The 12,123-nt window shown below is 69.7% G+C and carries 7 protein-coding genes; 1 reads left to right on the top strand and 6 read right to left on the bottom strand.

Annotation, left to right across the window (positions count from 1 at the left end):
- The 6 genes from ACWD04_RS17705 to eccD form a co-directional block, all read right to left on the bottom strand.
- Window positions 1-2,600 (bottom strand): AAWKG family protein (locus ACWD04_RS17705; protein ID WP_451132850.1); only part of this gene is annotated, 2,600 nt, incomplete at its 3' end.
- 127 nt (window positions 2,601-2,727) lie between these two features.
- Entirely contained in the window at window positions 2,728-3,192 is a 465-nt protein-coding gene (locus ACWD04_RS17700; protein WP_451132848.1) for a type VII secretion system-associated protein, read from the bottom strand.
- Window positions 3,193-3,325: 133 nt separating this feature from the next.
- Window positions 3,326-3,634 (bottom strand): WXG100 family type VII secretion target, encoded by a 309-nt coding sequence (locus ACWD04_RS17695; RefSeq protein ID WP_451132846.1) that lies wholly within the window; start codon window positions 3,632-3,634, stop codon window positions 3,326-3,328.
- A gap of 92 nt (window positions 3,635-3,726) precedes the next feature.
- Window positions 3,727-4,062 carry a hypothetical protein gene (locus ACWD04_RS17690; RefSeq protein ID WP_451132844.1) on the bottom strand — a complete coding sequence of 112 codons (336 nt, stop codon included), beginning with the start codon at window positions 4,060-4,062 and terminating at the stop codon, window positions 3,727-3,729.
- Window positions 4,063-4,530: 468 nt separating this feature from the next.
- Window positions 4,531-6,150, bottom strand: coding sequence for a type VII secretion protein EccB (gene eccB / locus ACWD04_RS17685; protein WP_451132842.1), 1,620 nt, complete (start codon window positions 6,148-6,150; stop codon window positions 4,531-4,533).
- A 45-nt stretch (window positions 6,151-6,195) separates the two neighbouring features.
- Complete coding sequence (gene eccD / locus ACWD04_RS17680; protein ID WP_451132840.1) at window positions 6,196-7,605, bottom strand: type VII secretion integral membrane protein EccD; 1,410 nt, start codon at window positions 7,603-7,605, stop codon at window positions 6,196-6,198.
- Between the two features lie 408 nt (window positions 7,606-8,013).
- Between eccD and eccCa the strand changes: the two genes are divergently transcribed.
- Window positions 8,014-12,078, top strand: a complete 4,065-nt coding sequence (gene eccCa, locus ACWD04_RS17675) for a type VII secretion protein EccCa (RefSeq protein WP_451132838.1) — start codon at window positions 8,014-8,016, stop codon at window positions 12,076-12,078.
- Window positions 12,079-12,123: the final 45 nt, after the last annotated feature.

Here is a 12,123-nt window from a genome sequence, read left to right as displayed (position 1 = left end):
CCCAGATCCTGCGTGGTGACACCGCCATCCGGACCCGTCGTGGTGAGCACCCCACTGTCCGGATCGAAAGACGTACTGCTGCCATCCGGGAAGTCAGAGGTCAGCTCACCACCACTGAGCTCGGTACTGCCCCCGGTCGGCGTCTCCAGACCGTTGACACCGCCGAGGTCACCGGTCGAGGTGGTGGGCAGGTCGGAGTTGATGCCGCCGAGGTCCCCAAGGTCTCCGAGACCGTTCGAGCCGTTCAGACCGCCGAGGCTGCCGAGGTTCTCGGTGGTGGTCTTGCCGTCCGGATCCGTGGACGTGGCCTGACCGGTCGCCGGATCGACAACCTGGGTCGTGCCGTCCGGGAACGTCGTCGTCAGCTTCCCGTCGTCACCGAGCGACGTGACCGACCCGTCCGGGTTGGTCACCCGCGCGCCGTCGTCCAGGTTCTGGGTGGTGACGCTGCCGTCCGGATGCGTCGTGGTGAGCAGCCCACTGTCCGGGTCGAAGGATGTACTGCTGCCGTCCGGGAAGTCGGTGCTCAGCCCACTGTCACCGAGCTGAGTGCTGCCCCCGGTCGGGGTCTCCAGGGAGCCGCCGGCGCCGTTGTTCAGGTCACCGAGATCGCCGAGGTTCTGGGTGATCGCTTCGTTGGCCGCATCGGTGGCGTTCTTCGTCCCACCCGGGCCGTTGTTGAGGTTGCCGAGGCTGCCGAGGCTCTGGGTGACGGGGGGCACGACCCCCGCGGAGCCGCCGCCGGGACTGTTCACGTCCCCGAGGTTGCCGAGCTCCTCGGTGATCGTGCTGGTCGGATCGCCGGGGCCACCCTGGCCGTTGAGGCTGCCGAGGTCACCGACGCTCTCGGTGACCGGGATGTTCTGGTTCAGCAAATCGTCGAGGTTCTGCTGGCCGCCCGCGTTGGGATCGTTGATCCCGCCGAGGCTCTCCTCCATGGCTTTCTGCTGTTCCTCGGCCTCCCGCTTGGCCTCTTCCTGCTCGAGCCGCTGTTCCTCACGCAGCTCGTCCTGGTACTGCTTGTCCTCTTCGCGCTGCTGGTTCTGCTCGTCACGCAGCTCGTCCTGGAGGTTCTTGGCCTCTTCCTGCTCGAGCCGTTGTTCCTCGCGCAGCTCGTCCTGGTACTGCTTGTCCTCTTCGCGCTGCTGGTTCTGCTCGTCGCGCAGCTCGTCCTGGAGGTTCTTGTCCTCTTCGCGCTGCCGCTCCTGCTCCTCGCGCAGCTCGTCCTGGTACTGCTTGTCCTCTTCGCGCTGCCGCTCCTGCTCCTCGCGCAGCTCGTCCTGGTACTGCTTGTTCTCCTCGTTCTGCTGGTTGATCTCCTCCTTCTCCTCCTCGAGCTTCTTCTCCTCGTACTCCTCCGAGGCCGTGCTGGTCGACTTCGGCTTGGGCACGTTGTCGGCGAAGTCCTCGCCCAGTTCGAGGAAGTGGTTGTTCAGAGTCGACTGCACCTCGCGGGCGGGTTCGACCAGGTGCTTGTCGACGCCCTTGTTCCAGATCTCGACCGCCTTGTCGCCGACCTTCGCCCAGTTGGCGATGTCGGTGAGGTCTCCGTAGTCGGGGTGCACCTGGGAGAAGCCGGCCTGCGGGCTGTGGCGGACGGTCGTCATGTACCGGGTGGTGGTCGAGGTGATTTCCGTCCTGGCGACGTTCTCCGTGTCCGCCCACTGGGCGAGGTCGTCCAGGACGTAGCGCAGCACCCGGTGCGGGTCGTAGTACGCGGATTTGGCCCACTCCAGCCACGCGTCCAACAGCTTGTTGGCTGCGTCCACCAGGTACGAGCGGCCCAGAGACAGCGCGCGCGAGTACACCGTGTTGCCCGTTCCGGTCTCGCTCCCCGTGCCGGCCGAGGAGTTGAAGGTCTCGACATAGCTGTCGTAGTTCTCGCGGATCTTCGTCAGCAGACTGCGGAAGACCTCAGCCGCTTCGCCCTTCCAGCTGGCGTCGTCCCGGCCGAAGCGGTCCTCCCAGTCCTTGAGTACCGGCGCCTGGTCCTTGAAGAACTTGGCCGCGTAGTCGAAGGATTCTCCTGTGGTGTTGAAGGAGTTCAGGTCCACCACACCTTCGTCGGCCACACCCAGGTTGCTGAACCGGGCGTTCTGTGTGCCGCCCGTCAGCAGCTCGAGGAGCGCCGCCCGCGGGCCGTTCATGTACTGGGCGAGCGGGATGGTGCTCATCTTGTCTTTGTTGTAGTCCGTGAACTCGTTGCCTTCCCGGACCTGCACGTCCTTGACGTCGTCGGTGTCGGCACCGGCGAAGATGATCTCCTCACCGGCCTTCACCCGCCCCTCGAAGACGATCCGGGCCTGCATGATGGAGCGCTTCTTACCGCTGTCGAAGAACCAGATGTCGTAGTCCTGGCCCTTGTTCTGCAGGAAGCCGGAGTCCTTGACGAGCAGGCTGAGGCTGCGCTCCTTGATGTCCATCCGGAAGAGCTTGCCGCCGTGGTCGGAGCGGAGCGTGTCGAAGATGGTCGCGCGGTCCGGCACCGGATAGCCGGTGATGTGGGTGACCAGGGTGGCCCAGGTGTCGGACGACGCCGCGTTGCGCTCGTCGTACTCTTCGATGTTGGCAACGGAGTTGGGATCGTACCGATCGGCCACCGGGCACCCTTTCTGGTCGGTTGTCGTACGGGCCGGCGCACCGCTCTCTCCTGCGGGCACGCAGCCGGGTGTCTCTCACGTGCGTCTGCTGGGCGGCCGAGATACCGCCGGCACACGCGGCACGCAATCAGGTGCCCTCTGTCTCCGATGACCCACTGGTGAGCGTGTCGACCTCGTCGAAGGTCTGCAGCAGCGTCTGGGCGTCGATCGCGTCCAGGTTCTTGTCCTTGGTCTTGTTGGCCTCTTCGATGGTGTCGGTGAGCGCTTCCTTCAGCTCCTTGAAGAGGTCCATCTGGTCGCCCAGCAGCTTGTCGATGGCCTCGGCCGCGGTGCGGACGCCCTCGATCAGTTTGGGCCCCGAGACCAGAGGCTCGGTGGCCATCTTGCCGATGCGCAGGAGCTGCTGGTCCTGTGCGAGGTTGTCCGCGGTGGTGTGCCCGTCGATGAGGTCGCCGAGCGGCCGGATGTTCGGTACTTCGCCGTCCTCACGGTGCTTCTTCGCCGTGGTGTAGACCGGCTGCACCTCGTTGTCCCGGAAGTTCTCCATCTGCTTGAGGTCGAAATGCTTGACGTCGGCCTTCTCACCAGCCATGGGACGTCCTCCTGCCGTTCGGTTCCGGACGGAATGCGGGCCGACCGGACGAAGAGGAGTCCGGCCGGCCCCAGGGGCCTCTCGTTCCGATCATGCCGGGGCACGCGCCCCGGCATGATCCGGAGGTAGGACCTCAGCGAGCCCGCACGTTGCCCCAGTTGTCGGCGCTCCTGCGCTCGTCGCGTGAGTGGTTGTCGTGGATGCTCTGGACCAGATCACCGCTGTCGCCGAGGAGCAGGGCCATGTTCTTGGTGGCCTGGTCCCACTCCGCCTGGACTCCGCGGTACATCGCCTGGTCGTCACCCTCCCACGACAGGATGAGCGGCTTCAGCTCGTCCTCGAGGTGGTTGAGGGTCGTGATGATCTGCTGGGTCTGGCCCTTCAGCTCCTCAATCGCGTTCCGGACCGTGGAGTACTGCACATCGATGATGCCGTCGGCCATGATGTCTCCTCTCGAGAGGCCGGGCGTCAAGGCCCGGGAAGCTCACGGGTGCCGGCTTCCCCGAAGGGGCCGGGTGCCGCAGGGGGGGTGGGTCAGCGCAGGGCTTCGAAGACGCCCTGGCTGGTCTTGCTGTTGAGCACCTCGGTCAGGTCCTGGTTTTCCTGCGCCAGGCGGTTGGCCGAGGTCACGTTCTCCTGGAGCGCGTCGATCATCTTGCTGATCTGGACGACGACCTTCTGCGCCTCGGAGTTCCAGCTGCGGAAGAGCTTCAGCAGAGCCTGGCCCTCGTCACCGCCGACGCCCGAACGTGCCGCGACCTCGGCCACGTTGTTCTGGATCTTCTCGACCGCGGCCCTGGCCGACTCCAGGGAGGAGACACCTCCCAAGCCCTTGGCATATTCCGCTTTCCTGCCGGAACCGTCCGCCATGTCACGCTCCCTTCGTTCAGGCGAGTCTCCTCGCACCGTTGCCCGCTGAGGCTAAAGAGAATCCACTGTCCGGCGCAACATATGCAGAGAAGATTTGACCTCAGGCCGGCTCGACAAAATCCCTGCACGGCATTGGAGTTGTCCGAATGTTTCCGTGAAATGAACCCGAACCGCCCGATCGGCCGACGCCGAGGGGGCCAACTGCCCGCCGCAACACGATGTGGTCACGAAACGGGCACGTGTAGGCGCAAACAGTCACACGGACTGCCCGCTTCCCGTGAAACGGGCATGCCCGCAGGTCGGACCCGCATGATGCGACCTGCAAAAAAATTTGAGCTAATTCTGAGCTTTCTCGCCTCACTCGATGCACACCGAATTGACCTCAGAGCGACGGGAGTTCAGCATAAAGTCACACACCGCCTCTCTCCTTTCACTTCCCGTGACGCCGTATGCGGTTTTTGCCGGAGTTCAGCTTGTGGAGCCGACCGTGTCGACGGCACTGCCGGCGCCCTCCCCGGCCTCCTCGGCCGGGGAGGCCTCCTTGGCCTCCTCAGCCTTGCCCTCGTCCTCCCCCGGCCGTGCCTCGGTACCGCACTGCGGAGCCGTGACCTTGGTCTTCGCGGCGCCGGAAGCGGCGGCCGGGTCCAGGTCGGCGCCGGTCGGGAGGGCCGCCAGCAGGGGTGCGGGGACCGAGCTGATGTCCTTGTCCGTGTAGCCGAGCGCCGCCAGGGAGTCCTTGGCCGAAACCCGGTACTTCACACCGTTCTCCGCCACCAGATAGGTGGTGCCGGCGTGCGCGGCGCCGCTCGCGTGCAGGGCCCGGACCAGGGCTCCGCGCCCGGGCCGCACCACCGTGGCGTCCGTCCGGACACAGGCCGCCTCCAGCGGCTGAGCGGTTCCCTCCGACACGGCGACGGGGGCGAGCTCGGCCAGCGGGACCAGCACCGACTTGATCCGGGCGCCACCGTCGTCGCCGTCCACCTGGGCGCAGAGCGCGGTACCGCGCGGCGCCGACTGCGGCACCGGCGGCGTCTCCGGCAGTCCTGCGGACCCGGCGGTGCCCGAGTCCTTCGCCCTGTGCTCCCGCAGCGCGTCCGCGCCGACGGCGCGCACCTCGGGCGACTCTCCCTCGTAGGCGTCCTTCTGCGTGGCCGGGTCACCCAGCACCAGCGCGGCCCCGAGCCTGGTCAGCGGCACCAGGCCGTCCTCCCGAAGAAGGTGGTACGTACTGCCTCCGCCAGGCACGCTGACCTTGAACAGCTGGCCGATCCGGCTCGCTTCACCGCCGAGCACCGGGCCCTCGTCGCCGCGCCCCGGAACCTCGGGCGGTGCCAGGGCGGCGCCGGGGGCCAGGGCGTCGAGGAAGGCCGCCGAGACCGGCATGGGCTGCTCCGAGCCGTAACCGAGAGCGTTGCGGGCATCGGAGGTGCGGTCCAGAGCCAGCCTGCTGCCCCGCCACACCAGGTACTCGGTACGGTCCGGGCCGCGCACGAGCACCCCGCGGTCGGCGCCGACGCCTCGGGAGTCCAGGGGTGCCCCGGCGACCACGGTGGTGGCCCCGGGCTTCTCCACCCCGGTGCCCGCCACGGCACCGGAGGTGCTGGCCGCCGCCCCGCCCGGCCCGGTGACGCACATGTGCCAGGCACCGTCGTCGAGCTGGCCGGGGCCGGGAAGGGCATCCGGTGCGCCGGTGATGCCGGCCGGGGACCCCACGGGGACGTCCTGCAGCGAGGCGGTGGCAACGTCCACCGTCGCCAGGTCGGAACCGCCGATCAGACGCGCCGAGGCGTAGTTGCGTACCGGGTGCAGTACGCCGTCGGTACCGGTCCACAGGTACCGGGCACCGGTGTCGCGGTTGACCACCAGGTGCCTCGCGTCACGCCAGCCGTCGTTGCCGCCGGGGCGCAGCAACCCGTACACGGTGGCGCACGCACCGATCAGGATGGTCACCAGCACGCCGAAGACCACGCCTCGGGTGGTGCGTCCGAGCGGGCTCTCCGGGGCGTCCGGGTCGGCCGTCAGCAGGCCCGAGCTGAGCCTGCCCATCATGAAACTGTGGGCCTGTACCTGGTCGCGCTTGGACTGCACTGCCTCTCCTCAACTCGTTCTCCATGTAACGGCGTACGGCTGTGTTCAGCCGAACAGGCCGCGCAGCCAGCCGAAGAAGCCCGCCACCCACAGGCTGAGCGGCAGCAGCGCGACGGCGAGGCCGGTGTGCGCCAGCTCCGCAGCGCGGCCCCAGTAGGGCAGCACCCGGCGGCCGGGCAGCGTCCAGGAGGCGGTCACGAGTCCGGCCGCCACGGCGAGCAGCACCCCGAAGACCACCACGCGGCCGTCCGCGTCACTGTCCACCGCCCACGCCCGGGCCATCAGCAGCAGCCCCAGGAGCCCCGGCAACGCCAGGGTCAGCCGCTGTCCGATGTGCACGAGGCCGCGGCTGTGCAGGAGCAGCAGAAGACTCAGCGCGAGCCCGGCCAGCACCTCGGGCAGGTCCGCTGTCTCGGCGAGGACCACCAGGGCGGCCGCGCCGATCGTGCCGGTGCCGGCGAAGAGTGCGGTGACCCAGCGTCCGGCGAGTTCGGTGCGTTCGGAGACCTCGTCGCCCGCGTAGGGGTCGATGCCCTCCTGGAGCTGGCCTGCGGTGGACGGCAGCGACGGCATCCGCATCCCGGCCAGTTTGAAGGCGAACGGTGCCACCGTCCCGGCTGCGAGCGCGATCACTGTGGCCACCAGCACCACGGAGGCCGACACGTCCAGGCCCGTGTACCCCATCAGGGCCCCGGCGATCGCGGTGGCCACCGAGACCATCGCGGTGGCCAGCAGGGCCGGGGCGCCGACCGCGGTGGCGGCGAGCGCGAGGACCGCGCCGCCCGCACCTGCGGCACCCGCCGCCAGGAGCCGGGCGCCCGCGACCTGCGCCGCGTCCGGGCCGGTCAGGTCGCCACCGGGCAGCACCCAGCCGACCAGCGCCAGGCACGGTGCGACCAGCAGGCCGAGCGCGGTCGCGGAGAGGCGGTCACCGACCGCGCGGCTGGCGGAGCCCGCGCCCGCGAGCAGGAGCAGCCCGACCACGGCCGCACAGGCCGCCCGGGAAGCACCCGAACTGGACGTCACCCCCGGCCAGAACACCAGCACGAGGGCGGTCACCACGGTCGCCACCGCGGTGCCCACCAGCAGGCCGCGGGCCGCCCCGGGGGACCAGGTGTGGAGCCGTCGGCCCACGGTCTCGGCTATCCCGTCCACCAGGTCGTCGAGCCGTGCCTCGGGCAGCGCCTCGGTGTGCGGGCGCAGGTAGAGCACGGCGCCGTCGGCCAGTCCGGCACGGGCCAGGGTGGTCTCCTCGTCGAGCGGGGCGTCGCCCAGTCGCTGGAGCACCCAGCCCGCGTGGTCGAGTCCGGCCTCCTCGGCCTCCTCACCGACGTAACGCAGCAGTGTGGGCAGCAGGTCGGCGACCGGCACGTCGGCGGGCACCGCCAGATCGACGCTGACGCTCGGTGCACGTACGGTCAGGCGGCACGATTCGGCCACCGCGCTGTCGGTCATCAGCTGAACTCTCGTCTTCCGGAAGGCTTTGACAGGAGGACTTCCCCGCGAGGGGAGATGTGCGAACAGTACGGAAGGTCCGCGCGGCCGCGACCCGGGGGGCCGGGCACGGAATGTGCCTCCGCGGGCCCGGCGAAGACCACTCCCGCGTGGACAGGTCGTGTTCCGTGAATGCACACTACTGCCTACGACCACCGGGTCGTGCTGCCGACCGGACTCCACTTATCCTGTATGTGGTTGACCATCACGGAAGTTGACCGCCCCCGCTATCCGCTCGAAACATTCATCCGACGTTCACCGCACTCACGCGGGACCCGGAGAATCAGCGCGGCGCGGCCTATTCCACCACCGGGTGCGCCGGAATTTCGGTGTGGGCCGGAAAGTCAGTGAACCGGAGGTTCTGTTCCCTTGAGTGTCGTGCTGTTTCGCCGCCCGGCCCGCAGGCGCGGGCCGGAGATGCCCGAAGGACAATTGACCCTCCAGGAGCCGCCGGTCCTCGCCGAGGAGGTGCCCGACACCTCGGCAATCTGGACCTATTTGCCGATGGCCCTGATGTCGGTGTCGATGATGCTGATGTTCCTGCGCCCCGGCGGCGGGAACGGCGTCTTCATGTATCTGGCGATGGGCGTCATGGCGCTCTCCGCCGGTGCCATGCTGCTGGGGCAGCTGATGCGCCGCTCCAGCGAGCGCAAGCAGCGCCTGAAGGGTGAACGCCGCGACTATCTGCGCTACCTGGCGCAGATCCGCAAGCGGGTGCGCACCACCATCACGGAGCAGCAGCGGGCGCTCGCCTGGCGCCACCCGGAGCCCGCGTCGCTCCGCTCGCTGGCCCGCACCTCACGGCTGTGGGAACGCCGCCCGGCCGACGAGGACTTCGGCGAGGTCCGGCTCGCGGTCGGCGAGCAGCAGCTCGCCCTCACCCTGAACCCGGTCTCCACCCGCCCGGTCGAGGACCTCGAACCCCTCTGCGCGCACGCCCTGCGCCGCTTCATCCGCGCCTACTCCACGATCCCCGGACAGCCCCTCGGCCTCTATCTGCGTTCCTCGGCCAGGATCCTGCTGCGCCCCGAGGAGGCACCCGGCCAGGACCTCGCCGGGCCGGGCACCCCCCCGCCCGGGGAGGCCGGCGGGGACCCGGGTGAGGGCCCCGGCAACGAAGCGGTACGCGCCCTGGTGCGCGCCGTGCTGGGTCAGCTCGCGGTGTTCCACGCGCCCGAGGAGCTGTGGATCGCCCTCTGCGTCAGCGACGAGCGGCGGCCCGACTGGGAGTGGGTCAAGTGGCTCCCGCACACGCTGGACCCGTACGAGGAGGACGGCGCCGGCCAGGCCCGCCGGATCACCGCCGACCTCACCGAGCTCGACGACCTGCTCGGCGCGGAGTTCGCCGAACGCCCCGGCTTCGACCCGGAAGCCCGGCCCGCCCGTGACGAGCCCTACACGATCGTCGTCCTCGACGGCGTCACCGTGCCCGAGGGCCACCGTTGGGAGGGGCACGGCTACCGCAACGCCCTGGCCCTCGACATATCCGGGGCGCTGCGCTGGCGCCCCGGCCGCAACACACTGAGGCTGACCGTCGGTCCCGACCAGGTGAGCCTGGTGCGCACCGACCGCAGCCGCAAGGAGCGCTCCGTGCCGCTCGGCCGGCCGGACCGGCTCGGCGTCCTCGGCGCGGAGTCCCTGGCCCGGCTGCTCACCCCCCGCCGGATGAGCCTGGGCACCGACATCGCGCAGCCGATGGACACCGACGTCGAGCTGACCACACTGCTCGGCATCCCCGACCTCCACCGGCACGACCCGCAGACCCTCTTCAACCGGCACACCGGCTCCACCCGGCTGCGGGTGCCGATCGCGGTCGGCGTCGACGGCCGCCCGGTGGACCTCGACATCAAGGAGTCCGCGCAGGGCGGGATGGGCCCGCACGGGATGCTCATCGGCGCCACCGGCTCCGGCAAGAGCGAGCTCCTGCGCACGCTCGTCCTCGGTCTCGCCCTGACCAACTCCTCCGAGACGCTCAACTTCATCCTGGTCGACTTCAAGGGCGGCGCCACCTTCCTCGGCCTCGAGGAACTCCCGCACACCTCCGCCGTCATCACGAACCTCGCCGACGAGGTCGCGCTGGTGGAACGTATGCAGGACGCTCTGCACGGCGAACTCATCAGGCGACAGGAACTGCTGCGCTCAGCGGGCAACTACACCTCCGCCCTGGAGTACGAGCGGGCCCGTGCCGGGGGGACGGACCTCACCCCGCTTCCCAGCCTGTTCGTGGTGGTCGACGAGTTCAGTGAACTGCTTTCCGCGCATCGGGAGTTCATGGACCTGTTCGTGATGATCGGTCGCCTCGGCCGTTCCCTCGGGGTGCACCTGCTGCTCGCGTCGCAGCGCCTGGACGAGGGCCGTATGCACCAGCTCGAGAGCCACCTGTCGTACCGCATCGGCCTGCGCACCTTCTCCGCCATGGAGAGCCGCGGCGTGCTCGGCGTCCCGGACGCCTACGAGCTGCCGGCCCAGCCCGGCAGCGGCTTCCTGAAGTCCGGTGTGGAGTCCCTGACCCGGTTCCGCGCCGCCTACTCCTCCGGCACGTACCGGCGCCGCACCGGCGCGGTGGTCCAGGCCCGGGTGGCCAGTCAGGTGGTGCCGTGGACCAGCGGCTGGGTGGTGCCGCGCACGCTGGACCCCGCTACCGAGCCGGAGCCGGAGACCGAGGAGACGGGCGACGAGGAGGCCCTGCTCGACGTCGCCCTCGACCGGCTGCGCGGCTCCGGCCCCGCCGCGCACCAGGTGTGGCTGCCGCCGCTTGCCGAGCCTTCCCCGCTGGACGCCCTGCTGCCCGGCATCACTGCCGACCCGGAGCGCGGCCTCACCGCCGCCGGCTGGTCCGGCACCGGCAGGCTCCGGGTCCCGGTCGGCCTCGTGGACAAGCCCTTCGAGCAGCGCCGCGACCCGCTGGTCGTGGACCTCTCCGGAGCCGGCGGCCATGTCGCCGTCGCGGGCGGTTCGCAGAGCGGCAAGTCCACACTCGCCCGCACCCTGATCGCCGCCCTCGCCCTCACCCACACCCCGGCCGAGATCCAGTTCTACTGCCTCGACTTCGGCGGCGGTGGCCTCTCACAGCTCGCCGCCCTTCCGCACGTCGGCGGCGTCGCGGCACGGCTCAACCCGGAGCGGGTGCACCGGGCCGTCGCCGAGGTGATGACGCTGCTCGCCCGCCGCGAGCAGTTCTTCGTGGACCACACCCTCGACTCCATGCAGTCCTACCGCCGCCGCCGGGCCGCCGGGGAGTTCCCGGACGAGCCCTTCGGCGACGTGTTCATGGTGGTCGACGGCTGGTCCACGGTGCGCCAGGACTACGACGCCCTGATCCCGAAGTTCAACGAACTCGCCGCCCGGGGACTCAACTACGGCATCCACCTGATCATCACCACCACCCGTTGGGTGGAGCTGTCCGCCCAGGTCCGTGACCAGGCGGGCACCCGCCTCGAACTGCGGATGGGTGACCCGATGGACTCCGAGATCGACACCCGCAAGGCGCGCTCGGTGCCGCGCACCGGCGGCCGCGGCATCACCGCGGACAGCAAGATGCACTTCCTCGCCGGCCTCCCCCGGCTGGACGGCAGCGGCTCCCTCGAGGACCTCGGCGACGGCGTCACGCACCTGGTCGCCGAAGTCTCCCGGCACTGGCCGGGCGCACCCGCCCCGCAGGTCCGGATGCTGCCGCACCGGCTCCCGCTCGCCGAACTCCCGGCCCCCGAGTCCACCGAGGGCGGCGGCATGCGTATCGCGCTCGGCATCGACCAGGACGCCCTGGAACCTGTCTGGCACGACTTCAGCCGTACCCCGCACCTGATCGTGGTCGGCGACACCGAGAGCGGCAAGACCAACCTGCTGCGCGCCATCACCAAGGGCATCACCACCCGCTACACCCCGGAGGAGGCGAAGATCATCGCGGTGGACTACCGCCGCACCCTGGTGGGCGCCATCCCCGACGAGTACCGCATCGGGCACGTGATCTCCCTGGACAACCTCAAGGAGACCATCGAGGGCGCGGCCCGCGCGATGAAGGCCCGCGTCCCCGGCGCCGACATCGCCCCCGCCCGTATGCGCCGGTGCGACTGGTGGGCCGGGCCCCGTCTGTTCGTCCTGGTCGACGATTACGACATGGTCTCCGGCAACTCCTTCCAGAGTCCCTTCGAGCCGCTCTTCGAGAATCTGACCCTCGGCTTCGAGATGGGTCTGCACCTGGTCGTCGCCCGCAGCGCCATGGGCGCCGGCCGCGGCCTCAGCGACGGACTCATCCGCAGGCTCGACGAGGCCAACAACCCCGCCGTCCTGCTTTCCTGCCCGCCCACGGAAGGCCGCCTCTTCGGCGACGCCAAGCCCCTCAACCTCCCGCCGGGCCGGGCCCTCCACATCGCTCGCCGCCGGCCGCGGTTGATGCAGACGGCACTGGTGGAGGAGAGCCAGCAGCAGGACTGAGAGAACACGAGACGACGACACCCTCCTGAGGTACGCCTCAGGAGG

The sequence above is a fragment of the Streptomyces sp. NPDC002911 genome (genome assembly GCF_053591835.1).
The sequence above is the reverse complement of the archived record's forward strand: the minus strand, read 5'-3'. Positions and strand labels throughout refer to the sequence as shown.

Bases quoted from the DNA above. Each gene is read 5' to 3' on its own strand.
- ACWD04_RS17700 (WP_451132848.1), bottom strand. From the start codon at position 3,192: ATGGCTGGTGAGAAGGCCGACGTCAAGCATTTCGACCTCAAGCAGATG.
- eccD (WP_451132840.1), bottom strand. From the start codon at position 7,605: ATGACCGACAGCGCGGTGGCCGAATCGTGCCGCCTGACCGTACGTGCA.
- ACWD04_RS17695 (WP_451132846.1), bottom strand. From the start codon at position 3,634: ATGGCCGACGGCATCATCGATGTGCAGTACTCCACGGTCCGGAACGCG.
- ACWD04_RS17690 (WP_451132844.1), bottom strand. From the start codon at position 4,062: ATGGCGGACGGTTCCGGCAGGAAAGCGGAATATGCCAAGGGCTTGGGA.